We start from the raw sequence: 24230 nt of genomic DNA, 5'->3' as shown, positions 1-24230 counted from the left end.
TTAATTCCGTTCTTTTCTTCCATCGAGTCTCTTGTGGAAATCAGAACTCTCAAACCCATTCTGGCGCTAAAGGAAGAGTTTCAAGAAGAAGCCGATCGGATTCCTAAATTTAGAATCACTCAGATTTTAGGTTATACGATCCTGTTTTTATTGTTTTTCCTTTTGGCTTGGTGGGAGACGGAAAGTCCTTGGAAGGGATTGATTCTTTGTTCGATTCTTTTGATTCTTCCTTTGATCGTTTTTGCAGCATATTCAGGAATTAGAATATTGGTTTCTAAGATCAAAGAAAGAAGCGAACTTACCCCCTTTTCCAGATTTATCATCGGCAAATTCGATCGTCCCGGAACTACACTTTCCCTTTCGGTGATTGGGCTTACCAGTTCTTTGTTTATTCTTCTTTTATCCCTAATTGTGAGCGAAAGCCTATTAGAATATAGCGGAGCGAAGGACAAGGAACGAAGGCCGAATCTTTTTGTGATGGATATTCGTCCCGAACAAAAAGAACACTTCGAAGAAGTTGTGAAGGAATTCGGAGGAGAAAAGGTGATCGTAGCCCCGGTCATCGGCGCGAGATTATCGAAGATCAACGGCGAGACCGTGAAAAAAGACGAGACCGAATCTTCAGCATTGAAAAGAGATTGGAGATCGACCGCAAGGACGAGAGAATACTTTCTTTCTTATCGAAACGATCCGTATCCGACCGAAAAGATCGTCGACGGTGATTTTTGGAGAAAAGGTGAAGAAGATCAGATTTCCATAGAGAAAGAATTCTCCACTTATCTAAAGGTCAATTTAGGAGATAGTCTCACCTTTTTGATCGGCGGAGTCGAGGTTTCCGGTGTGATTCGCAATTTTCGAACCGTGAATTGGGCAGATATGCGTCCTAACTTTGTGGTATTATTTTCGAAAGGAATTTTGGAAAAAGCTCCCGGCTATTATTTGAGTTCGCTTCGGATCGAATCGGAGGAAAAACGATACGATCTTCAGAAGAACTTGGTTTCTAAATATCCGAATCTCACGATCATAGATACGGACAAAGCGGTGCGCGCATTTTTAGGAATTTTAGAAAAGATATCTTTTACGATACGTCTGATGACTTGGTTGATTTTGGGAGCTTCCTTGTTGCTGATATTGACCGCGTTGAATTCGAGCCGAAAGGAAAGAATCGAAGAGACTACTTTGTTAAGAATCATCGGCGGAACCTCGGGTTTTTTGAAGAAGGCATTCTTATGGGAAGGAATTCTTCTGGGAACCTTTTCTTTTCTCTTGGCATTGCTTTTGGCCTGGGGGGCAAACGAGTTGATCAGTCAGAAGGTTTTGGAAATTCAGCCGTCGCATCCGATTCTTGAATACTTGATTGCCTATGTTTTTACTATTTCGGCAACGACGTCGGTATATTATTTAAACCTCAGGGGAGAATGGAAAAAGCCTCCCGTTAGTTTCATGAAAGCCATATAAGAATTTTACTTACGTTGCGACTTTGTCTATTTGTGCCTTTTCGGACGAAGGGGCACATGCTATTAATTTTGTGGGATTTTTCTGTGAAATTTTTTCATGTAGATTATTTTTTTTCATCAAGAATCGAACGTTCCGTTTCAGCCTGGAACCGTTCTGTGTATGGAACAAATTTTTCTCAATTCCGAAGATCGTATTGAATCGGCTCTTGCCGAAAGCCAGGATAAAGTCGTCACTCTTTTGGTGCCGGAAATCTATTTTGAAAACCTTTCAGAAGATGAGAGAAAACTTTTGGGTAAAAAGATTCCTTATCTTCTAAGGAGATACGGTAAATTTATGTGCGCTCAGAGTCGTCTCAATGAGAAAGCGATCACAACCCTTTATCAGAAAGACCAAGGAAAGTTGAAAAAAGTAAACGTGAGAATGGGGACCGGATACTGGGCTTTGTTAGGCGCCTTGGCACATGCTCACGGTGTTTCTCGTTGTTACCTTTTTAATTTTTTGTTAACCTTGGATCAGGCGGGAGTCGGAGATTCTATTGTGGAAGTTTTAAACGGAGGAGTTCCTACATTTCACCAGGTTTACAGATATATCTGGCAATTAGAAATCACCGACAACAGAGTCGTTCGTCTTCTCGAATTCGAACCAAATCCTCTTCAAACTTACTTCGACTACAGTTTTCCTTGGTTAAAAAAATCACGAACCGATTGAAGAGCAAATTTGGATTCTTCCAAAAAAGAAAGAATCCTTAGATTATCTTAGGTTGGAGGCGAAGAATTCCGTGGCAGGAATCCAGGCTTTTGCGGAACAAACTTTATAGTTGGAAGCGGATGGGCAGGAAGCGGTTCCGCCGACTTTGCATCCTTTGTCCTGGCATTTTTTTCTGTTATCAAACGTATCGGAACCGGTATATCGACAATAGTCTCTACAAATATCGGTGGAACCGGAAGTGCAAATGTAGCAACCGTCGGCTGCAAGATCTCTCAAAAAAAATAAAGAAACAAAAACTAAGGCGATATAAACTGAGTTCCGAAAATTTTTCATTAAATTCCCCTATCGAAATCTGATCGTAAAGATTCTTTGATCTCTGTAAAGGCTAAAAAAATCTAATCCTAGTTCAGCATCGGATCTTTTGTATGCTCGACGAAATAGCGATAGATTCCGCCCTTACTTCTCAACGCCTCTTGCCAAGTGGTTTCCGGGTCCTGATTTAAAACAAAATCTTTTGTCGCTTCGTGGACAACCCAAGACTTCCGATTCATCTCCGTTTCCAGTTGTCCAGAACCCCAGCCGGAGTAACCTTGATATACGTGAAATTTAGAAGGGGATTCGATGAGCTCCAAAAGAGTATCAAAGCTCCGTGCAAGATACAAGCCCGGAATCACTTCGATCCCCGGTTGTGAAAGATTTTGATTTTCGTGAAGAACGGAAATGAAAGTCGGATCTACTGGACCGCCCGAATAAATCGGGAGACTTCGGCTGACTTGATCCGGAATTCCTTGAATCACATCGCCGATCGCCGCCTCTTGTTTTTTATTCAAAACCAAACCGAAGGCTCCTTGGCTGTCGTGCTCGATCATGAGAATTACCGTTTGATTAAAGTAATCCATCACGATCGAGGAATTGGAGATTAGAATCTTTCCGTTATATGTTTCTTCCATTCGTTTTATCCAATATTAGACCGATCTTATTTTTTAGACGTTCCATGAATTTCCGAGAGAATTTTATACGCGATCTCCAAAGTTGCAACGTCGGAATTCCTATTTACGATCGGATCGGTTTCCTTTCTGATACAACGTATGAAATGTTCGTGTTCCTGTTTTAAAGGATTGTCCTTGTGGACGAAGATTTTTTCAACGATCGATTCCTGACGATATTTGATTTCTTCGGATAAAAGAAGAATATCGGAAGTCGCTTGTCTGTGGAGTTCGATTTCTTGATCCGTAAAATCCAGCATAATATAAACGTCTTTCTGAGTGATGTTCAACGTTCTTATTTTTGCCTGAGTGGCACGAGACGCGGTGATGCTCGCGAGACATCCGTTTTCAAATTCCAATAATACGTTCGCAATATCTTCGTGATTCGACTGAACCTTTGTTCCAGAAGCGGATAATTTTTTCACCGGAGAATTTACCAGATTCAGGACGATATCTATGTCGTGAATCATCATATCAAGAACGACGCCGACGTCCTTGATTCTGGGATTGAACGGCGCCAATCTTCTGGATTCGATCAATAACGGTTCTTTTACTATTTTACCTAATTCTAATACGGCGCCGTTAAATCTTTCCACGTGGCCGACCAATAGAACTAAATTTTTGTCGGTCGCGATCTTTACGAGTTCCTTTGCCTGTTCCGTCGTTTCGGCGATCGGCTTCTCAACTAACACGTGTTTGCCGGCTTCCAACGCTTTTTTTGCGATATCGTGATGAAGAAAGGTCGGAACTGCGATAACGACTGCGTCAACTTTTGAAATTAAATCTTCGAAAGAAGCGAACGCGGAAGTTTTGTGTTTTTCGGCCATCTGCTTGGCTCTTTCCAAGTCCGCGTCGTAGATTCCTACGAGGGCCGCGTCTCCTAAAGTTCTTGCTACGTTCACATGATACTGACCCATGTGTCCGGTTCCGATCACACCGAGTTTTACTCTTTCTGTCATTTTATTTCCTTTTTCTTACGCTTGTTTATGCGTTGTTCGGAGCTTCCCGATTCTTCTTTCGATGATTGAAGAACGACCTGAAGTTTTCTTGGGAACAAATTCTTCTGGCGCGTCTTTCGTTTATTTTGTGAAAATTTTTCCCTTTGAACCGGGGATGTTCTCTCCGGATTCTCGCGCGAATTCTTCGATCAATTCTCTTTGGCGTCTTGTTATCTTTTTAGGAATTTCGATTCTTACGATAACGTGTTGATCGCCTTTTCCGTAAGCGCCGAGATAAGGCATTCCGTGTCCTTTCAATCGAAAGACTTGTCCTGATTCGGTTCCTTCAGGAATTTTCATCTTGGCTTTTTTGCCGTCGATCGTTGGGACTTCGATTTCCGCTCCCAAGATGGCTTGGGCCAAAGTAATCTTACGCGTAAGAATGAGGTCGTTGCCTTGACGTTCGAATAACTCGTGTTTTTTGATATGAGTTACAACATACAAGTCGCCGTGTGGTCCGCCGTTCGGTCCAGCTTCGCCTTCTCCGGAAACTTTTAATCTGGATCCGGTTTCGATTCCAGGAGGAATTTTGATATTGATCGTTCTTCTTTTTTCCTGAAGACCTTGTCCATTACAAGACTTGCATGGATTTGAAATCGTAGTTCCTTTTCCTCTGCAAGTGGGACAAGTAGTAGCTACGGAGAAGAATCCTTGCGTTCTTCGGATTTGACCGGATCCGCCGCAATCGGCGCAAGTGGTCGGAGAACTTCCCTTCGCTGCGCCGGATCCGTTGCAATCAGGACAGGATTCTAATCTTGGAATTTCAATTTTGTATTCTCTTCCTAAGGCCGCGTCTTCCAAAGAAACTTCTAGATTGTAACGTAAATCGGATCCTCTCTGCGGGCCGGATCGTCTTCCGCTTCCACCGAAACGTCCACCACCTTGTCCGCCTCCGAAAAAATCACCGAAGATATCCCCGAAGTCTCCAAAGATATCGGAGAAATCGGTATAAGCACCTTGTCCGTATCCAGCGCCGCCTGCACCGACGCCGGCCTTTCCAAATTGGTCATAGGCTTGACGTTTTTTGGCGTCGCGAAGAACTTCATAGGCTTCGGTAGCTTCTTTAAACTTTTCTTCGGATTCCTTATCACCTTTGTTTTTATCGGGGTGATATTTGATTGCTAACTTTCGATACGCGGATTTGATCTCTTCGTCGTTAGCCGTCTTGGAAACTCCAAGAATATCATAGTAACTTCTTTCACTCATTGTTTAATTCCAAGTAAAGCGTCGATTCTGATTGGGTAAGTTTGATTGCGAATTCAACACCTTCGATGTCTTCGAGAATGCCCGCGTTCGCCTTGCGGCGAACGCGGGCACGATTACTCAAAGTTTTTACTTTTTCTCATCATCCACTACAGTATAATCTGCGTCGACGACCTTTTCCCCGTTGTTCGCGGAATTGTCTCCTGCGCCTTGTCCGGGGCCTGCAGAAGCGCCCGGTTGTTCTCCGCCCGGAGCTCCTTGAGAATAAATCTTCGTAGCGATCTCCGAAGCAATTTTGGAAATCGACGCTTTCGCGGATTCGATTCTTGCTTTGTCATTGCTTTCGATCGCTTCACGAGCGCGTTTGATTTCGTCGGTCGCGAGTTGTTTCTCGTTCTCGGCGATTTTATCTCCCGCTTCGTTCACGGTTTTTTCCAAAGAATAAGCAAGAGTGTCTAACTCGTTCTTCGCTTCGATGACTTCTCTCTGAGCCTTGTCCGCCGCCGCGTGTGCTTCGGCGTCTTTGACCATCTTTTGAATTTCGTCTTCGGACAAACCGGAAGAGGATTCGATACGAATCTTTTGCTCCTTGCTCGTTCCAAGATCTTTCGCAGATACGTGAACGATTCCGTTCGCGTCGATATCGAAAGTGACTTCGATTTGAGGAACTCCTCTCGGTGCGGGCGGAATTCCGATCAAATCAAAACGACCCAGAGTTCTGTTCGCGGAAGCCATTTCTCTTTCTCCTTGGAGAACGTGAATGGAAACCGCAGATTGATTGTCCGCTGCGGTCGAGAACACTTGCGATTTCTTTGTGGGAATCGTTGTGTTTCTTTCGATCAACTTGGTCATCACTCCGCCGAGGGTTTCGATTCCAAGAGATAAAGGAGTTACGTCGAGAAGAAGAACGTCGGAAACTTCTCCCGCTAACACTCCTCCTTGGATCGCGGCACCAACTGCTACTACCTCGTCCGGGTTCACGGATTTATTCGGCTCTTTACCGAAGATCTGTTTTACCAGTTCTTGAACCGCAGGAATACGAATTGAACCTCCGACTAAGATCACTTCGTCGATTTCGGAAGCCTTGAGTCCCGCGTCGCGAAGAGCGTTCTCGCAAGGAATTCTTGTACGATCCACAAGAGACTTTGTAAGTTGATCGAACTTCGCTCTGGAAAGAGTCATGTCCAAGTGTTTTGGACCGGACGCATCCGCAGTGATGAACGGAAGATTGATCTGTGTGGACATCGTTCCGGAAAGTTCGATCTTCGCTTTTTCAGCGGCTTCTTTCAGTCTTTGTACGGTATTCTTATCCGCGGAGATGTCGATACCGGTTTGATTCTTAAACTCGGAAATCATCCACTCCATAATCGCCATGTCGAAGTCGTCACCGCCGAGGTGAGTATCCCCGTTGGTCGATTTCACTTCGAAGACTCCGTCGGCGAGTTCAAGGATCGAAATATCGAACGTTCCCCCGCCGAGGTCGTAAACGGCGATCTTGGAATTCACATTCTTCTTATCGAATCCGTAAGCGAGGGCTGCAGCGGTCGGTTCGTTGATGATTCTTTCCACGTCGAGTCCCGCGATTCTTCCCGCGTCCTTGGTCGCTTGACGTTGTTCGTCATTGAAATACGCAGGCACCGTAACCACGGCTTTGGTGACTTTGTGACCGAGATAGTCTTCCGCGGTTTGTTTCATCTTCATAAGAACTCGCGCCGAAATTTCCTGAGGAGTGAATTCTCCCGCGGAAGTTTCAAACTTAACGCCTTCGTTTCCGGAACGAACCACTTTGTAGGAAACGTGTTTCATTTCGGATTCGCACTCGCTCAGTCTGCGTCCGATAAAACGTTTCGCAGAACGCACCGTATTCGCGGCATTGGTGATCGCCTGGTTTTTGGCGAACTGGCCGACCAGAGTTTCTCCCTTTGCCGTAAATGCTACGATTGAAGGAGTCGTTCTCGCTCCTTCAGAGTTTTGAATGACGACTGGATCTCCACCTTCCATGACGGAAACGACCGAGTTTGTTGTTCCTAAGTCGATTCCTATGATTTTTTCTTTGGACATTGTTGTGCTCCTTTATACTTCCCTGAGATTCTAATTATGCCTTCGGTTTTCCGATCCGAACCCTTGCAGGTCGAAGCGCAAACTTCTCTTCGTTTTCTTTGTAGAAGTAACCGGGTTGATAAACTTCAATCACGGTTTCTTCCGAGTATTGATCTCCTTCTTCCGAAGAAAGGGCTTCCATCGTCATCGGATCGAAGGATTCTCCTTTTGGATCGAAACGAATTACATTCGATTTTTCTAATATGGAATAGAATTCCTTTAAAACCATTGCGACTCCGTCTACGAAAGGTTTTAATTCTTCCGAAGCCGTTTGGGTCGTCGCCACACGTTCCAAATTGTCGATCGGATTTAAGAATCCGGTGACAAGTGATTTGACCGCTTCTTTTCGGATCGATCCGAATTCCTGCGCGGAACGTCTTTTGAAATTCTGAAACTCCGCTCTTTCTCTTGCCCAGGAATCCTTTAGAGATTCGACTTCCTTTTTAGCGGTTTCCAATTCGATTTGAAGCGTTATTTCCGGTTCTACCGTTTCGGTTTCTGCCGTTGATTGTGTTGATTCTTCGGGATTCATGTTCTCTACTTTCGTTTCCTCTAATGTTACTCTTTGAGAATTTTTCTCGTTGGCCTTTTCTTCTTTGGAAGATTCTTTTTCAACGCTCTCGTTTTCGGCCATGAATCTTCTCCTCTCATTTACTAATGCGCGTCACCATCTCCGATACCAGCTTGGAAGTAAAATCTACAAGCGGTAGGGCTTTGTTGTAATCCATCCTCTGCGGTCCGATGATCCCAAGGGCCCCGATCTTTTTTTCTCCCATCTTATAGTTGGAAGTTATGATCGAAACTCCGGACATAAACTGATCTCCGTCTTTTCCGATGATCGTATAAACTCCGTCTTGATCGATATGTCCCGAAAAGAATCCTCGTAAAAATCCTTGGTCGTCCAGAAGAGAAAGTACTTGCGAGAGTTGTTCTTCCTCGTCTCTGAAATTCGAATACAGATTCTTAAATCCGTCGATATACAACGTTACCTCGGAATTATCCGGAGTCATCGCATACGAAATCAAGGGAGCGATTCTTGTAAAATCCTCCGGCCCGTCTCTGCGGATCATCAGCTTAGGAACCACAGTATTCTGAATTTCGAATATATCATATCCTCGCAAGTTGTCGTTCAGATATTTCGAAATCTGATAGAGGGCTTCCTGCGAATAATTCTGATCCACGAAAAAATTTCTGTGAAGAACGGTTCCCGATCTCATTACGAGTATCATCAGAATTTCGTCTCCGTGAACGTGGATGAGTTCCAAATGTTTCAGTGTATCTAAATTCTTCGCCGGACCGATTACGATTCCGGCGGCGTTGGACAAGGAAGAAAGAACCGAGGCGGTCGCTTTCAAGATCTGATCCAACTTGAACTGCATCTTCAGATATTCTTCCTGAATTCTCTGTTTTTCTTTGAGAGTCAGCTCATACATGGTTACGAGAGAATCGACGTAGAATCGATATCCTCTTTCCGTGGGAATTCTTCCCCCGGATGTATGTCGAGAAGCCAAATAACCGAAATCCTCTAAGTCTTTTAGAACTGCGCGAATCGACGCCGGAGAAAGTCCGATATCGTGCTTATCAAAGAGGGTTTTCGATCCGACGGGTCGGTTCTCCAAGATAAACTCATCTACAAGGGCCTTCAAAATTCTTCTGTGACGATCTGAGAGTTCCATGCTTCTTATTTAGCACTCTGAATGTTAGAGTGCTAATCTATACATTAAGTTTCCGAATTCGGGAGAAAAATGTCAAGGAAGAAAGTCTTTCAGTGGCTTTCGACCGAAAAAATCGGAGAATTTTTAGCAATCTGCTTGGAAGAGTGCGGGGAATCTGAGGTTTTTGGAAAGATTCTGAGGTGGGGAAAAGGGAATTTGATCCTTTTTTCGATTCCTGAAAAGGGGTTGGTCGGAACTTCGACTGAAATTTGAACTAAGTAAGCGACTGAATCCAATCGGAGAAGATTTGAAATCCATTTTCCCAAGATCCGAGATCCGATTGGCTGTTGATATGTCCGAGTTCTCCCACGCAGATTGTTTCGAGGTTCCAGAGTCTGCCTAATTTTTCCGAAAAGGGAACACTTGCGTATGGATCGTTCTCACTGAAAAGGAGGAGGCCCTTGGTTCCCAGGGATTTTTGCGGGAACTCCGCGAATTCTTCCAGCCCTTTGGGAAAAACGGGGGATTTTGGGTCGGGCGGTGCGACCAGAAAAACGCCTCGAATCCGGTCAGAAATCCGATCGAGCGATTTTGCGATCAAAAGACACCCGAGACTATGTCCAATGAGAATCGAATTCTCCGATCCTTCGGTTTTTTCGATTTGTCGGACCAAACTTTCTTCCCAAACGGAGTAGCGCGGATTTTCCCAGTTCTCTTGTTGAATTCTTATAAATCCGTGGAGGTTTTCCCATTGAGTTTGCCAGTGTTCGGGGCCGGAATTGGAGATTCCGGGAATCAGAAAGGTTCGCATCTTCGTTTCCTTCCTTTTAGAATTGAGGATCGTTTTTCTTGTTTTTCGAAGAATTTGGAGTTTTGTGAAGCGCCCGGTGTTCTTTCGAAGAGAAGATTCGGACGAAATTCCGACCAAAAAGTTCCACCGAAAAAACCCCAATCCACCGTGCCATTTCTGAAAACATAGGAGTTCCTACACCCCAAAGTCAAGCCCTCTTATTCGCTAAAGCAGAAAAAAATCCCATATATCAAACAATATTTTAGAATTCTATAGAATTGAATCCCTTCAAAAACAACACTTTCCCAAATTGGCTCATCCGTCGATCTTACTAAAAGAGAATGAATTCCCGCAATACCAGGCTCACGATCGTATTTTCTTTTATCTGTCTCCTTTTCCTGATTCTTATCGGGAGGGTTGTATTTCTTACTTTTTTGAACGAACGAGAAGTGGTTCTTAAAACCGGAGATCGAGTGATGCGAGGCGCGATCTACGATCGCCGTGGAATCGAACTCGCTATGACCGTGGATTCCGCGACGATCGGAATTTATCCCGCAAACATCTACGATCCGAATTTTACCGCGGTTCAACTCGCGCCTTATCTCGAAATGCCTCCGGAAAAAATCGAGGCGATGATTCGAGAAAAGAGCCGTTACTTTCTTCTCAAGAGGGAGATCGACGAAGCGCTCGGAAACAAAATCATGGATCTTTCCCTTCCCGGCGTAAGAAGGGAGAAAGAATACAAACGGGTTTATCCGCACGGCAATCTCGCTTCGAGTTTGGTGGGTTTCACTGGAATGGACGACGATCGTGCGCTTTCCGGATTGGAAGTTCAATACAACCAAGATCTGATGACTCCTACGGAATCGGATTCTTCTCGAGGAAGTAACTTACATCTTACGATCGACGGACTTATCCAATACAAACTCGAAAAAGCGCTCGGTAAAAGGTTCGAGGAGACCGGATCCAAAAAGGCGATCGGAATTCTTATGGAAATCAATACGGGAAGAATTTTGGCTTCCGCTTCTTTTCCCGCGTTCGATCCGAATCAGTACAACGAATCCGGAGAAGATTCTCATACCAACTGGGCGATCCGTCACGTCTACGAACCCGGTTCCACGATGAAAATTTTTCTCGCTTCCATACTATTCAATGAAAATCTAATACGTCCCGACGAGAAGTTTCACTGTCCCGGTTACATAGAACTCGGCAAAACAAGAATCAAGTGTACGGACGCACACGGACATCTGAACTTGGAGGAGATTCTCCAATACTCCTGCAACGTGGGAATCATCAAAGCCTCGCAGAGAATTCCGGAACCTCTTCTCTACGATTATATGAAGAAGTTTCAGTTCGGCGAAAAGACAGGATTCTTACCGAACGAATCGGTCGGCTACTTTCCCCCCTTGAAAAAATGGACTCCCGCGACGACGATGTTCATGGCGATCGGACAAGGAGTTTCCGTAACTCCGATTCAATTGGTCGCGTCTGCCGCTTCGGTAGTCAACGGAGGAAGAATGTTAACGCCGAGAGTCGTTTCTCACTTCAGCGATTCTTACGGAGAAATTCTTCACGAATTCAAAACACAAGAAACGCCGATCGGAATCAGGGAATACACAACGGAAAGAATTTTAAGAGCGATGACTCGAGTCGTTCAATCCGGAACCGGTAAGAACGCCTACATACAAGAATACTCAATCGCCGGTAAAACGGGAACGGGACAAAAGGCGGTATCCGGAAAAGGTTATGTGGAAGGGCTTTGGTCCGCTTCGTTTCTCGGATTTTTTCCCGCAGAACGTCCTAAGGTGGTGGGTCTGATTCTTTTCGACGAACCGAAAGGAGGAACCCATTCGGGAGGAGGTCTTGCCGCGCCTGTTTTCAAAGAAGTCGTCGAAAATATAATTCCGATCATCGAACAAGGTGAGAAGACGCTGAACGTTTCTCTCAAACGTTTTCAAAGAAAGAATTCGAAGGTCGTCGAGCCCGGCGCGATTCCCGATCTCGTAGGAAAGAGCAAACGAGAAGCCCTGGAAATTTTGAGGCCTTTGGGCGTTCCGGTCAAGTTCCACGGAAGCGGATTCTGTTATCAACAGGAACCGGGCGCCGGCGAAAAGATCGGAGACGGCAGACTGAATTTGTATTTTAAATAAATGGAATATTCTTTTTTACGCAAATGAATTCTTTCGCGGACGATTCTATTCTTCAGAAAAATCTGAAAGTTTTGTCTACGATTTCTCCGGGAATCGAGGAAAGAATTCTGCAATCGGAACGGCAACTTGAGATCAAAATCTCCAAAACGGGACTTCCCGTTTTGGTCGCGGATGGAGTTTCTCTTCACAGCGCGATGGATCCTCTAACCGAATCCAAACGTTTGCTGGAAGGTTTGAAAAAGGAAGACGAAGAAAGAGTGTTTCTTTTTTTCGGTGCGGGAATCGGTTATTCCGTTCAGGAAAGTCTGAAACTGAAGAACGTGACCTCCGTATGGATGGAAGCAGAGGCCTCCGTTTTACGTTATGCGCTTTCGTTTTTCGATTATTCGAAATTTCTAATGTCCGGCGCTCTTCGGATTTTACTTTCTCCGATTCTCGAACAGGATCTTTACGCGGCCTTCCGAGGAATCTCCGGATATCCGATCAGCTTTATCGCTCATCGCGGAAGCAATCAATGGAAAAGAGAATCTTACGAAGAATTGAGATTTATCGCGGAAGGTTTTTTTCACAAGAAAGACGTGAACATTTCCACTCTCACTCGTTTTGAAAGAATCTGGACGCGAAACTTCATCGCCAATCTTCCGGCCCTTTCTCGAATGCGGCCGATCAAAACCTTGTTCGGGATCTGCGAAGGAAAGGTCGACGTTCTCGTATGCGGGGCCGGGCCGTCCCTTCGACTTTCTTTGGAGGAACTTCGTAGTTACAGAGAACGTTATGTGATCATTGCCGTGGATACTGCCTTGATGGTTCTTTGGAACGCCGGGATCGATCCAGACTTGGTCTTTTCCGTAGATCCGCAAGCCCTCAATTCCAAATATCTGGAAGGATATTCCGGCAACGCTAAGATCGTTTTCGATCCGACTTCTTCGTATCATTCTCTCCGTTTACCGGGAGAATTTAAGAACGGTTTTTTTACCTCTTCTCCCTTTCCGTTGATCAAAATTCTATCTTCCAAACCGGAAGAGGAGATCGGAGTCGTCGATTTCGGAGGATCCGTTTCCACAAACGCGGTCAGCCTTGCGGAAAAGATGGAAGCAAGAAATATTCTTTTGCTTGGACAGGATCTTTCTTTTCCAAATAAACTCGCTCATTGTAAGGGCGCGGTTTTGGAAGAAAGACTCAATCATATCGAAAGCAGGAAGTTAAGAAGAGAATACCACAATCATAAGCAGATGACTGCGCTTCCGGTCAAACGCGCCTCTTCGCTAAAAGACGGAACGATTCGAACCAACGAAAAACTTCTCATTTTTAAAAAATGGTTCGAAGAACATCCGAAAAAAAATCCCTGGTTCAACCTCGGAAAGGACGGAGTTGTTCTGGAGGGAATTCCCAATTCGGGTTTTGCGGAATACATTCAAAAAAATGAATGTGACTTAGCCGCTGTGAACTTGATACGCGATCGAATTGCAAAGATTTGCGGGCGGGACGGAGCTCAAACAAACGCGGCAGGAAAGGTTCAAACCCGGCTTCAAAAGGAGATTCTTTCCGAACTCACAAATCTATCCGCGCAGCTCAAAACCTTTTCCGAAAAGGTTAGAAGGGGAAGAGTCCTTTCGGATCGTCTTTACACGCAGATCAAATCCGAAGATCGTTTTAAGGATCAGATTCTCAAAAGCCTAAAAGAGATGGATCAAATCGACGAGGACGTTTCCTCGAGAAAAGGACTTACCGAAATTTTGGGGATGAGCATACAAAGAACGGTTCTAATGATTACGGAAGGTTATGAAGGCGGACTCACCTTGGAGGAAAAGAAAAACGAAAGACTTGGAATCGCAAAGAAAAGTCTTCTTTTGTATCAAGGACTGGAAGACGCGTGTAATCTGCATTCTAAACTCATTTCGAAAACGATCGTTCAACTTTCGAATCCTTGATTTTCTCTGAAATGGATCCGCTTCTATCTCAGTAAAGTATATTCAAAAAATATCATTGTTCGTATCGGTTCTTTCGGTATCTGACTCTTTGTCGCTTATCAATGATGAACAAATGTTTAACGAGTTCTTTTTTAAAGGTCTAACTGAGTTTTTCTTGATTCTTATCCGAAATCGATTCTCTTTTTTTAAAAAATAAAGAGGCGGGACTATGGAGCTTAGAATTCCGGGGAAGATTACGTTATTTGCAATCGCAATTCTTATTACGAATTGTCATCCGAAAGAAGACGATAAGACACAGGATTTTGTAACGGCAAGAGCATTGATCGGTTGTATTTCTTTGGATGAATGCTTTTCCAATATGGCTTCTCTTTCCAAGACCGGAGCTTCTTTTCAGGTTTTTAAGAAGAATGGAACCCGGGTTTATCTGAAAGAGACGGGGGATTTGACTTCCGCAAAAACGGGACCGATCTTCTCCGCGTCCAAGTTAGTCACCGCTTCCTTGATTTTGAGACTTGTGGATCAAGGTCTTATGAGTTTGGATGAAACCACCGGAACAAGACTCGGATGGACGGGAGTAAAAGGCCAGATCAAACTAAGACAACTTCTTGCGTTTACTTCCGGTCTCAATCCGGCTTCTCCGAGCGCGGAAAGTAAAAGTTGTATCTTTACTCTTCCCGCGGGGGCGAGCGTGACGGATAAAAACAACTGCGTCACGAGCATACGGGATTCTACTCAAACCTTGAAGGCGCCGGGTGACGTGTTCTATTACAATTCTTTTCACATGGCGGTCGCACAAAGAATGGCTGAAATTGCGGCCGGTCAAACCTGGCAACAGATCTTCGATACCGAGTTCGCAGCCGCGGGGAAGATGAACTTCTCTACAACCGATCCCGACAACGGAAAGTGGTACGCCGACATCGCGAATAAATCCGGAGACGGAAGTTTGGCTGGCGCATACGGTCTTTTTCTCAACGCATTCGATTATTCTAAAATTCTAAATATGTTGATCAATGATGGAATTTACACTCCTGTGTCCGGCGCTCCCGTTTCGATTTTAACCGGAGGTTCGAGAATTGCGTTGATACGAGAACTTTTTAGCGATCAGTATCAATCTCAGACGACGATCGAATATTCTCAATTTGCGGCGTTCGGTTATCGTTGGCACTACGGTCTTGGGAATTGGAGATTTTGTTCCACTCCGGATGTCGCCTCGACTTGCGAACAGGATATCGTATATCATAGCTTTGGTGCGAATGGATTTTATCCTTGGATCGATCGAAACTCGGGCTACTACGCCGTCGTAGGAGTGAACAACTTCAATACGAATCTGTTCAGCGTTTTTTCGCTGATTCAGCCGAATTCGACTTCTTTGTTTTTCGGGCAGGACGCAAAACGTTTTATTCCGTCTTTGATTCAGTGATTTAAAATCGATCCTATTGCTCGGATGCCGAGCGGGATAAACGTCTTAGATATTTTTCGAAACGTTATGATTTTAAGAATCTTGTTGCCCGGTTTTCAAAGTCATAACGTGTTCAATGGGCCTTGAATGAGAGGAAGGTTGAGGTTGAAGCAACACTCTATGGAGTAGTCGTTTCTCCGGATAAAGCGTAGTCGTTTCATTCTTTATAAAACCGGGGACGTTTGCGTTTTTTTAAAAAGCAAATTCACTTAGGAAATTTATTTCCAAAATAAATTTCACGTCTAACTATTTCTTTCCGTCATTTGATCGATTGGATTCGATCGAATTCGAAACAATTATCCGGATCACTGTCGTCCGCCGCTCCGGAGATTGCGAAGTTGGATCCACCTTTTGTGCTTTCTACGATCCACCAATGTGCCCAATCCAAAATCCAAGGGCCGGAACGGTTCTCGGGATTTATTTTTAAAAGTTTGATCCTTAATTCAGAATCTTTGAGATCCCATCTTCCTCTTTGAATTTGAGGTTTTGGATCCGAAGGGCGTTCGATCGTTTGAATAAAAGTTCCGTTTGCCTTTAAGTCCAAAACGATTCTTGTTTTCTGATAATCCGCAAAGTATTCCCAAGAACCGACCAAGTCTTTCCGAGTGACTTTTTCGTTTGTCGGTTCGGGAAGAAACGCGGGGCCGCATTCAGCGAGCAGTAGGCAAAGAAGGACGGAAATTAATTTCATAGAAATCCAAAACGTAGAATCTTTTTGAAGATAGTCAAATCAAACCGTGAAGAGCCGAAACCCAGGATATAATTCGCTCCAAATTCTCTCGAAGGAAATTTGTAGCAGGTTGCGCCGGTACACCGGCATTTATGGATTTTGCAGGAAGGTTCGAAAAATTCTTAAATTGATGGAATTTTTTCTTTTTTCGATTGACGGAAATTGTGCGCCGCAATACAAAAGGATTGTGCGATGCACAAAAGAATCGATCTCAAGGAGAAAAATCGAATGGAAAAGCAAATTCTAGATGTTCTGAACGCGGGTCTTGGACTTATCAAAGCTGGTCAAGAAGGTCTGGGTAAAGCGAAAGCTGATCTCGAAAAAACCTATTTGGAGCTTGTTACGAAAGGAGCTTCCGACAATTCCGAAGCTACCGTCAAAATCCGCGAAACCGTTGATAAAGTTATCAACGACATCAAAGAAGTATCTTCCGTAGCCGGAAAAAACTACGAAGAAACCAGATCTAAGATCATCGAAAACTACAACAAAATCACCGAAGAGATCAAAAACAAAATCCCTGAAGGCCAAATTGAAGCCGTAAAAGCTAAAATTAACGAAGTGGCTGAAGCGATTAAAAACACTACTTCCGGAAAAGCTCCCGCTTCTAAATAAGAATCGAGTTCTCATTTCCCTCTCGGGCGGGATGAAACCCGCCTGAACCCTTTCTTCTTTCTTTCCTTTCTTGACAATCATTTCCGTTTCGATACACTTTCTCACCTATGAGCAAACAATATCGAATGATTCTTCCCGTTATCTTCCTGTGCGTATTCTTATTTGTTCAAAAGAATCTATTTTCGCAAAACATCGTTCCTGTTCCGGGACATTCTTCCGAAAATCAAGGTTCGGATTCGAAGAGCGACGATTCTCAAATTACCGGAAAACCGAAAGACAATTCTCTTTCTCAAAAGGAAATTAGAATGAAGAAGAAATTCTTCTTAGGCGGAATTTATTTTCCGAGTTACGGTTCCGGAGTTTTGGGTTGGAACGCTTGGGAAAAAGTTACGATCGGAATTCAATACTATCAAAGCTCGAATAACGTGAACGGTGATTTTGATTCCGGTTATTCTTACTTCTTAGGTTACGGAGTCGCAAGGCAATCGGATCGCGAATCTAAAAGCGCGGGCGGCGGAATCTTCCTCAATTACTTTTTGGCCGATTCTTCCGTTTATATTCCCATACAAGTCGGCGGAGAATTTTTAAGAAACACGAGACACGATCAATTCGTCGATACGACCGGCCCGCGTTCGTATCGAAACGAAAGGGTTAACTTCGATTACGGTCCTCGATACTATGCCGGTACTGGAATCGGCGTTCGGCATCAGTTCGAGTCCGGATTCTTCTTCGGTTTCGAAGTCGTCGTGAGAACCTTCGGCCGTTATCATAAGAATGTTTCCCTAAATACTTTAGAATACGGAAATCGTCCCGCGACGATCGAAGACTATTGGATTAGAAAAGAAGAATTGAAACGCGATCACGCCGGTAAAGTTTACGACGCCGGTTTCGATCTTGCGGTCGGAATCGCTTTTTAATACCGAGAACATTTTTCCATGATCGAAAAAATCAAAGATCGAAGGGATTTAAAGAGACCTCTTGTTTTTGCTCATAGAGGTTTGAGCGGTTCTTTTCCGGAGAATACGATGATCGCTTTTCAAAAGGCGATCGATTCCAAGGCGGATCTGATCGAATTGGATGTGACCCTTTCGGAAGATAGAGAAGTTGTCGTCATCCACGACGACGATCTGGATCGAACTACGAAACTCGTCGGCAACGTTCGAAATTTCGAATCGGAAATATTAAACGAACTGGACGCCGGTTCTTGGTTCTCTAAAAAATTTAAGAAGGAAAGAATTCCGTTCTTAAGCGACGTCTTACGTTTGATTCGGAAATCTAAGACGGATTTAAACATTGAGATCAAGTCGACCGGGATGGATTTTCCGATGAGAGAGGATTCCATCGAAAAAAAAGTTTTGGATCTGATTCTTAAGAATAAAATCGAAGAGAGAATCGTGATCTCTTCTTTTTCTTGGGAATGTCTGGAGAGAATCCGAAATCTAAATCCTAAGATCAAACTCGGAGTTTTGGTCGGCGACGAAAGTGGGAGCGTTGAAGAAGCTATCGTTTTTGCGGAGAAGATCAAGGCTTGGAGCATTCATCCTTCCAAAGAGGATGCAAGTGAAGAGAATCTGAAACGGATCCAAGTAAAGAATTTTTTGTGCGTCGTTTATACGGTGAATGAAATCGGTGAGATCAAACGTTTTTTGAAACTGGGCGCTGACGGTCTTTTTACGAATTTCGCAAAGGATATGCGAAGACTTCTGAAAAAAGCATATTAGAATTTTTTGATGTATTGGGCCCGCGCTTTAGGTAGGCGGCGCTGCGAGGCCGGGCCTCTCGAGCCGTAAAATACGCGATATCCTCCTTGCGGTCGGCTCTAATTGCCAGATAAAGCTGTAGACCCTGGGGGTGGGTTGTCCCACCGAAAACTTCCTCGGCGAGACACCGGTTTTCGAGGACTCGAGGTTCAAAAGAAAATTCACAAGAAAACAACGTGAGACGCCGTGCGCTTCCGCCAATGTTCCCAAGAGGAGCCAATCCCCGGTTTGCATTCTTACATTGACTCTCTTAAGTTTGCCGACCTTTCTTTGATATTTTCTTTTACCGGCTTTCGAATTCAATCTCCTCATGGAAGAAATATGATTCGAATAAAGCCCAATCAGAAATCTTATCTTTTGAGGAAGAGCTTTTCTTTCCTCCTTCGTCAATTTCTTGAGATAATCTTCCGGAATAAGAAAGGTCTCCACTTCGGAATGAAATTTTCCGAACGTAGAAATGATTTTTGACTCGCTTTGAAATACGGATTTCCTCATACTCAAAACGGTTCTCTTCCGTTTTCGAAGATCTTATTTTTCAGAAAAAAAATTACGATTTTGCATCAAATGGACACAAAAATTCATCCAACAAGTATTGTAAGAATTACGGAAAGACCCGATTCTCCCCTCAAAGTTGAATTGTAACTTCTCCGTAATTGAGATCCAACAAAGATCTGTCAAATTTTCAAATTAGGACCAAACAGTTATTATGAATCATTTTTTTTCCGCTCTTCGATTTGCGCTCAACACGAAAAACAATTCCACAAAAGGAATTCTCGAAGAAGAATTCAAACTCACTCTTAAGAACGAAACCGTAGGGATTCTTAAATTCTTTCCTGAAAAAAGAAAGTCCTACAAGGGAGCGATTCTGGCGATCAACGGAATGGCTTATCTTGGAAATCAGGATCCTCGTTTCAAAGCGGTTTGTCGCGGAATGGCGTCCTGCGGGTTTTTGGTTTTTTCTCCTCAGATGCAGGAGATCAGCGAGTTTAAGATTCGTTTGGAAAGCATCGAAAAGATAAAGGGCTTGATTCTCAACCTTTCATCCAATCGAGAATATTGTCCGGACGGTCGTATCTCCTTGTTCGCTCCTTCTTTTTCCGCGAGTATGGGATTGATTGCGGCGGCTACACCGGCGATCGAAGAAAGGGTAAAATCCATCTGCACGATCGGCGCTTATGGAAACGTTCAGACCACTCTCGACTATCTTATGTCCGCGGATGGATCGGACGAATACGGAAGAATGATTCTTCTCTGGAATTTCGTTCATTTTGGAATCGGTGAGAATGAAGAAGTGAAAAAGGCGCTTCACGCGAGCATTTTGGACGGAAGTTTTCTTCGTGAAACTCCCGAACTTCCGAAAGTATTGGAAAGTATTCGACCGGAAAACCGCGAAATTTTTAGAAAACTCAAAGAGGATCGCAACTATCGATCGGAAATTTGGAATCGTATCGTTCAAAACGCAGGACCGTTTCGCTCCTTTCTACAAGACCTTCAGGTTTACAACAAACTGGAAGATTTGAGAGCTCACGTTTCCCTCATTCACGGTGTGGAGGATAACGTGGTCCCGGCTTCCGAATCTTCTTTGATCTTGGAAAGATTATTGGAAAGGGATCTTCCTTCAAACAGATCGAAGCTGGTTCTGACTCCTTTGATCTCTCACGGAGATATCGGGATCACTTTGAAAACACTTCCATCGATCTTTCAACTCTTAAACGGCTTTGCGTTCTTCTTTAAACACGCGGCAGCGAAAGCGTAGAATTCAGTTTCTTTCCACCGGATCGATGTCCGTATTGATCCAGTATTCATCACCATAATCGAAGAATAATTCCTCGCCGGCTTTCACTTTTCGAATCGCTTCGAAACGAGCCGTTTTCCAACGAACCGATACGACTAACTTAACGTTAGGCTTCGTGCTATGATTCATAAAGCGCGTATAATTGCTTTCCTTACCTTCTCCGTAAATCCAGTGGTCTTTACAGATCCAGAGCAGATATTTCGATTCACAGTATTTGGAAGAATTGGCGGTTCGATCCGTTAGAATTCTTCCCGTGTAGTAACCGATGGTATCGCCTTTGTTTACGTTCTCTTTCGGGAACAAACCCATTCCGATTCCGGGAATCGAAGACGACTTAATTTCAAAATCCTTTTCCTTAAAGATACGGGAACGTGAAGACTTCTTACGTAATTGCATTTTCGAGACTCAAACTCCTAAAAAGAAAAGGATGGCTTATGAGTATCATTCCCAAGAGAGTATAAAATTTGCAACTGAATTCTTGGAGCCCTTTTCAAAACTCACCTTATGATTCATCAAACCTTTTGATTCGAAAGAAGCCCTTGGAACCGATTCTATTCTTACATATCATCCGATTGGTCGTAAAGGAATCTATCTTAGAATCCGACGGCTTCGCTTTTTATAACCGAACGATCCGTATGTTTTTGTTTCTTCGACTTTCGTATCTGTGTGTTGCAGTTTGCAAAGAATCCTATACAAACCGTCCGCTCCTCCAATCGGAAGATCAAACATTAAACGAACCCGTCGTTCACGCCGATCGGATGGATGAGATATTCACAAAACGTAAAGTAAGAAGAATTCGGATAGGACTTAAGTCGTCGTTCTTCTTGTTTTCCGTCTAATAATCTCCGAGTCGGCGCAAGCGAAGATTCTTCTTGGAACAATAACTTATAAACTTAGTCTTATGATTCCTTAAAACTTCTTGTCTTCTATATGGGAGGAACGGACCTTATTCGTATGGAAAAACCGTATAGAAAGAACGTAGGGATGGTCGTCTTCAATTCTCGTGGAGAGGTTCTGGTCGGGGAAAGGCTCAATTTTCTCGGTTCTTGGCAATTTCCCCAGGGAGGAATCGACGAGGACGAAGATCCTAGGACCGCGGCCCTTCGTGAATTGTACGAAGAAGTCGGGATCGATTCGGGAAAGGTAGTTTCCGAATATCCGGATTGGATCCCTTACGATTTTCCGGATAATCTTCCTCTCAATCGTCATCTTCAGAAATACAGAGGTCAACTTCAAAAATGGTATTTGATCTTCTGGGACGGAGAAGCCGCGGATTGCGATCTGGATATTCATGAAAGAGAATTCGAATCGGTTCGTTTTATTCCCATTGAAAGCACTTTGGAAACCGTCGTTCCGTTTAAAAAGGATGTATATTATAAAATTGTAAAGGACTTCGGTCCTCGGATCGGAAATTATTTGGAGAATACAAAAACACAATCATGATGGAAGAAAGAACTTTTTACGTTCCGCCCGGAGGGCCTCCGGGGCCGGTTCCGGGGCTTCAACTCGTATTTGACGCGGTGGGAGAAACATCTCTTAGAAAACTCGTCTCCGATTTTTACGATCAGATTCCGCAGAGCCCAATCGCTTTTATGTTTCCCGAAAATGTCGAAGAAAGCAAAATCAAGTCTGCGGACTTTCTCATTCAAGTGACCGGCGGTCCTCCCCTTTATTCTCAAAATTACGGTCCGCCCAGAATGAGAGCGCGTCATCTTCCGTTTCCGATCGACGAGAAAGCGAGAAGGGTTTGGCTTTCTTGTTATCGTAAAGCGCTCGACGGTTGGAACGCGGATTCCGCACAAAAGGAAATTCTTTGGAGTTTTCTGAAAGACTTTTCCGGATGGATGGTGAATTTGGAGAGCAAGGCGGAGGAGTCGAATGGCATCTAAGAATAATGTAAGGGCAAAAATTCTCATTCGAGGAAAAGTACAAGGAGTCGGGTTTCGTTATTATATTCTTCAGCGAGCTCAAGAATGCAGACTCAGCGGGTTCACTCAGAATCTTCCTGGAGGCGAAGTCGAAACCGTGGTGGAAGGCGATAAGATTTTTATCGAAGATCTTTACAAAGCGATTCAAAGAGGACCGAAAGGATCCGAAGTGAAGGAAGCGGTCATCGCCTGGGAAGAAGCGAAAGGTAACTTTAGAACTTTCGAAATTAAAAAATAATTTATTTTCCCTTTCGCGCGGTCCCGGCAATCGCCGATCGATCGGAGTCGGATTTGGAAGAAGTTTCGTCGACCTCCGTTACGGAAGGATCCGTCTCCGCTTCGATGAGCCATTCCGCGCGAATCTTATCCAATAATTTTTTTCTGTTTTCCTTGTATGCGATTTCACGCGTAAGTTGTTCGAATTGAATCAGAGATTCTTCGTGTTCCAAGGCGGATTCCAGAAAACCGAAGGCGCCCAAAAAACTCAGAATTTTCGAAAACCAAGAAAGGTTTTCCTTATAACAGACGTATTTCAGTTTCAAGACCGCTTCTTTAAAATCGTTTTTTCTATACGCGGCAGCAAGTTCGCTTTTTTCCTTTTTCAAAAGGAATAAGAACGTTCGAAGAAGTTCTTTTTTAAAGGAATACTTTTCCGTCATCGCTTGTATGAGGTTCAGAATCGTGTCCTCTTTTTTCTGACAAATACAGGAAATCTTTTTTCCCTTCTCATACCAATCGCAGGAAATACAGTCCGGATCTCTTTTTAAATTATCAACGATCGAGTAGGAGAATTCCTTATCGTCGTCCAAGTTGATCATAACAAACTGGGAAAGTGCGTCGCTTTTCATCGACATCATCGTCTTTAACATTTTGATCGATTTTAATTCTTCCGCGGACGCTCTTAAATTTTTTAGATGATCGTGTTTGTGGGAGATGTAATTCGCAAGAATTAGAAAATCCTTAAACGTTTCCGGAATGAGATTTCCTATACTTTCGCCGATGATTTTCAATTCTTCGGAGACGAATTTTTCCTCAAGACTGGAAATCGAACCGGAATAGTTTACGTCGATTACAATTTCTTTTCTATGTTCCGTGATCAGATTCCAAGCGGTCTGGTATTTTTCCTTGAGACGTTTTGAAAATTGATTTAGATAATAACTTTTGAGAATATCGAAAGCCTTTCCGGAAAGTTCGTCGGCGACGTGAAAAAGCCCCGTTGTTTTTGTTACGGCGATATGTTCGTTCTCGTGAATCGTCTCGAAGATGATCTGTATGGAATCTTTGATCGTTTCCTCTTTCAGGAGTTCGCTGAAAGTAAAAGAATGGATCCATTTTTTGATATCGAAAGAATCTCTGACAAATGTGGAAGCCGTTCCCGAAATCAGATATTCGAAAATGGAAATCAGCTCGCTGATCTGAAACGGTTCGCAACCTAAGATATAGTTTTGAATCGCGAATGAGGATTTGCTGAGACTATTCAAATAGATTTCTTTTAGGTTTTCCCGATTGGAAGGTTTGAATTGTTTTTCCGAAATCAAACAGACGCAGATCGTAAGCTGACTCGTCTCGGGAAGAAATTTGAATTCCGGAAACGCGAAGATCAGGTTCATGTCCGAAAGTTTTTTGAGGGTGTTCACGTAGATCGGTTTGGATCCTTCGTCCTTCCAGACCTTCAAAATTTTCCCCGAAAAAAAACCTTCCAGAGTCGTATGGTTTCTGATTTGATAAAGGAGTTCGATTTCCTTCGGGTTTAAGAAAATCGCTTCTTGATCCGTGGCGTCCGCCTCGTTTCTGAGATACAGATAAGAAGGCATGAGACTTTCATACTTCTCATGGTCGTATAGGGATTCTTTATCCAAACGCTCTACCTCACCGGACGAATTTCAAATCGAAGGTGAAGAGATTCTACACCACATATAAATCGAGAATAGCAAAAAAAAACAATCCTCTGAATTTATGTTTCATTC

The 24230-nt window shown here is 43.7% G+C and carries 26 protein-coding genes; 14 read left to right on the top strand and 12 right to left on the bottom strand.

All coding sequences use genetic code 11. The features are described from left to right. Nucleotides 1–1458, top strand: a 1458-nt coding sequence (locus CH376_RS14325) for an ABC transporter permease (protein ID WP_125232022.1), incomplete at its 5' end; no start/stop codon positions are given. Nucleotides 1459–1617: 159 nt separating this feature from the next. Next, on the top strand, nt 1618–2166 hold the full coding sequence (locus tag CH376_RS14320) for a DUF1564 domain-containing protein (RefSeq protein WP_100785394.1): 549 nt from the start codon (nt 1618–1620) through the stop codon (nt 2164–2166). 42 nt (nt 2167–2208) lie between these two features. Here CH376_RS14320 and CH376_RS14315 read toward each other — a convergent pair whose 3' ends face one another. The 7 genes from CH376_RS14315 to hrcA form a co-directional block, all read right to left on the bottom strand. Continuing rightward, nucleotides 2209–2499, bottom strand: coding sequence for a hypothetical protein (locus CH376_RS14315; RefSeq protein WP_100785395.1), 291 nt, complete (start codon nt 2497–2499; stop codon nt 2209–2211). Between the two features lie 68 nt (nt 2500–2567). Then, on the bottom strand, nt 2568–3116 hold the full coding sequence (locus CH376_RS14310) for a YqgE/AlgH family protein (RefSeq protein ID WP_100785396.1): 549 nt from the start codon (nt 3114–3116) through the stop codon (nt 2568–2570). 26 nt (nt 3117–3142) lie between these two features. After that, nucleotides 3143–4111 (bottom strand): Gfo/Idh/MocA family protein, encoded by a 969-nt coding sequence (locus CH376_RS14305; protein ID WP_100785397.1) that lies wholly within the window; start codon nt 4109–4111, stop codon nt 3143–3145. Between the two features lie 120 nt (nt 4112–4231). Beyond that, nucleotides 4232–5356, bottom strand: coding sequence for a molecular chaperone DnaJ (dnaJ, locus tag CH376_RS14300; protein WP_100785398.1), 1125 nt, complete (start codon nt 5354–5356; stop codon nt 4232–4234). Between the two features lie 126 nt (nt 5357–5482). Next, entirely contained in the window at nt 5483–7414 is a 1932-nt protein-coding gene (gene dnaK, locus CH376_RS14295) for a molecular chaperone DnaK (RefSeq protein ID WP_100785399.1), read from the bottom strand. A 34-nt stretch (nt 7415–7448) separates the two neighbouring features. Beyond that, on the bottom strand, nt 7449–8087 hold the full coding sequence (gene grpE, locus CH376_RS14290; protein ID WP_100785400.1) for a nucleotide exchange factor GrpE: 639 nt from the start codon (nt 8085–8087) through the stop codon (nt 7449–7451). Nucleotides 8088–8100: 13 nt separating this feature from the next. Continuing rightward, nucleotides 8101–9129, bottom strand: a complete 1029-nt coding sequence (gene hrcA, locus CH376_RS14285) for a heat-inducible transcriptional repressor HrcA (RefSeq protein WP_100785401.1) — start codon at nt 9127–9129, stop codon at nt 8101–8103. 69 nt (nt 9130–9198) lie between these two features. Here hrcA and CH376_RS14280 point away from each other — a divergent pair, with 69 nt between their 5' ends. Beyond that, nucleotides 9199–9381, top strand: a complete 183-nt coding sequence (locus CH376_RS14280; protein WP_100785402.1) for a hypothetical protein — start codon at nt 9199–9201, stop codon at nt 9379–9381. A gap of 1 nt (nt 9382) precedes the next feature. On the opposite strand, the gene CH376_RS14275 is transcribed toward CH376_RS14280, so the two are convergent. After that, the gene (locus CH376_RS14275) at nt 9383–9919 is read right to left on the bottom strand and encodes an RBBP9/YdeN family alpha/beta hydrolase (RefSeq protein WP_100785463.1); all 537 of its coding nucleotides are present in this window, start codon (nt 9917–9919) and stop codon (nt 9383–9385) included. A gap of 320 nt (nt 9920–10239) precedes the next feature. Here CH376_RS14275 and CH376_RS14270 point away from each other — a divergent pair, with 320 nt between their 5' ends. The 3 genes from CH376_RS14270 (at nt 10240) to CH376_RS14260 (ending at nt 15399) form a co-directional block, all read left to right on the top strand. Further along, a complete protein-coding gene (locus tag CH376_RS14270) occupies nt 10240–12048 on the top strand; it encodes a penicillin-binding protein (RefSeq protein WP_100785403.1) in 1809 nt (602 codons plus the stop codon). 23 nt (nt 12049–12071) lie between these two features. Continuing rightward, on the top strand, nt 12072–13979 hold the full coding sequence (locus CH376_RS14265) for a motility associated factor glycosyltransferase family protein (RefSeq protein ID WP_100785404.1): 1908 nt from the start codon (nt 12072–12074) through the stop codon (nt 13977–13979). Between the two features lie 208 nt (nt 13980–14187). After that, nucleotides 14188–15399 carry a serine hydrolase domain-containing protein gene (locus tag CH376_RS14260; RefSeq protein ID WP_100785405.1) on the top strand — a complete coding sequence of 404 codons (1212 nt, stop codon included), beginning with the start codon at nt 14188–14190 and terminating at the stop codon, nt 15397–15399. A 298-nt stretch (nt 15400–15697) separates the two neighbouring features. On the opposite strand, the gene CH376_RS14255 is transcribed toward CH376_RS14260, so the two are convergent. Continuing rightward, complete coding sequence (locus tag CH376_RS14255; protein WP_100785406.1) at nt 15698–16129, bottom strand: hypothetical protein; 432 nt, start codon at nt 16127–16129, stop codon at nt 15698–15700. Between the two features lie 267 nt (nt 16130–16396). Between CH376_RS14255 and CH376_RS14250 the strand changes: the two genes are divergently transcribed. From CH376_RS14250 to CH376_RS14240, 3 genes are all read left to right on the top strand, one after another. Further along, nucleotides 16397–16780 carry a phasin-related domain-containing protein gene (locus CH376_RS14250; protein ID WP_100785407.1) on the top strand — a complete coding sequence of 128 codons (384 nt, stop codon included), beginning with the start codon at nt 16397–16399 and terminating at the stop codon, nt 16778–16780. 107 nt (nt 16781–16887) lie between these two features. Next, on the top strand, nt 16888–17697 hold the full coding sequence (locus CH376_RS14245) for a hypothetical protein (RefSeq protein WP_100785408.1): 810 nt from the start codon (nt 16888–16890) through the stop codon (nt 17695–17697). Nucleotides 17698–17715: 18 nt separating this feature from the next. Next, entirely contained in the window at nt 17716–18501 is a 786-nt protein-coding gene (locus CH376_RS14240; protein WP_100785409.1) for a glycerophosphodiester phosphodiesterase family protein, read from the top strand. Between the two features lie 27 nt (nt 18502–18528). Here the strand turns inward: CH376_RS14240 and CH376_RS14235 are convergent, their stop codons facing one another. Then, on the bottom strand, nt 18529–19035 hold the full coding sequence (locus CH376_RS14235; protein ID WP_100785410.1) for a DUF1564 family protein: 507 nt from the start codon (nt 19033–19035) through the stop codon (nt 18529–18531). Nucleotides 19036–19246: 211 nt separating this feature from the next. Here CH376_RS14235 and CH376_RS14230 point away from each other — a divergent pair, with 211 nt between their 5' ends. Continuing rightward, nucleotides 19247–20296 carry an alpha/beta hydrolase gene (locus tag CH376_RS14230; RefSeq protein ID WP_100785411.1) on the top strand — a complete coding sequence of 350 codons (1050 nt, stop codon included), beginning with the start codon at nt 19247–19249 and terminating at the stop codon, nt 20294–20296. Nucleotides 20297–20299: 3 nt separating this feature from the next. On the opposite strand, the gene CH376_RS14225 is transcribed toward CH376_RS14230, so the two are convergent. Beyond that, nucleotides 20300–20731 (bottom strand): SET domain-containing protein, encoded by a 432-nt coding sequence (locus CH376_RS14225; RefSeq protein WP_100785412.1) that lies wholly within the window; start codon nt 20729–20731, stop codon nt 20300–20302. A gap of 68 nt (nt 20732–20799) precedes the next feature. Here CH376_RS14225 and CH376_RS24050 point away from each other — a divergent pair, with 68 nt between their 5' ends. The 4 genes from CH376_RS24050 (at nt 20800) to CH376_RS14205 (ending at nt 22501) form a co-directional block, all read left to right on the top strand. Continuing rightward, a complete protein-coding gene (locus CH376_RS24050; protein WP_165781739.1) occupies nt 20800–21174 on the top strand; it encodes a hypothetical protein in 375 nt (124 codons plus the stop codon). A 115-nt stretch (nt 21175–21289) separates the two neighbouring features. Further along, nucleotides 21290–21778: an RNA pyrophosphohydrolase gene (locus CH376_RS14215; protein WP_100785464.1), complete on the top strand. Its 489-nt coding sequence runs from the start codon at nt 21290–21292 to the stop codon at nt 21776–21778. Beyond that, nucleotides 21775–22224, top strand: coding sequence for a globin domain-containing protein (locus tag CH376_RS14210; protein WP_100785413.1), 450 nt, complete (start codon nt 21775–21777; stop codon nt 22222–22224). The genes CH376_RS14215 and CH376_RS14210 overlap by 4 nt, the downstream gene beginning before the upstream one ends. Continuing rightward, a complete protein-coding gene (locus CH376_RS14205) occupies nt 22214–22501 on the top strand; it encodes an acylphosphatase (RefSeq protein WP_100785414.1) in 288 nt (95 codons plus the stop codon). The genes CH376_RS14210 and CH376_RS14205 overlap by 11 nt, the downstream gene beginning before the upstream one ends. A gap of 1 nt (nt 22502) precedes the next feature. Here the strand turns inward: CH376_RS14205 and CH376_RS14200 are convergent, their stop codons facing one another. Next, complete coding sequence (locus CH376_RS14200; protein ID WP_100785415.1) at nt 22503–24122, bottom strand: exonuclease; 1620 nt, start codon at nt 24120–24122, stop codon at nt 22503–22505. Nucleotides 24123–24230: the final 108 nt, after the last annotated feature.

This window comes from Leptospira adleri (assembly GCF_002811985.1).
Taxonomy (GTDB): domain Bacteria; phylum Spirochaetota; class Leptospiria; order Leptospirales; family Leptospiraceae; genus Leptospira; species Leptospira adleri.
This window is presented reverse-complemented; position numbering and strand designations above follow the sequence as displayed.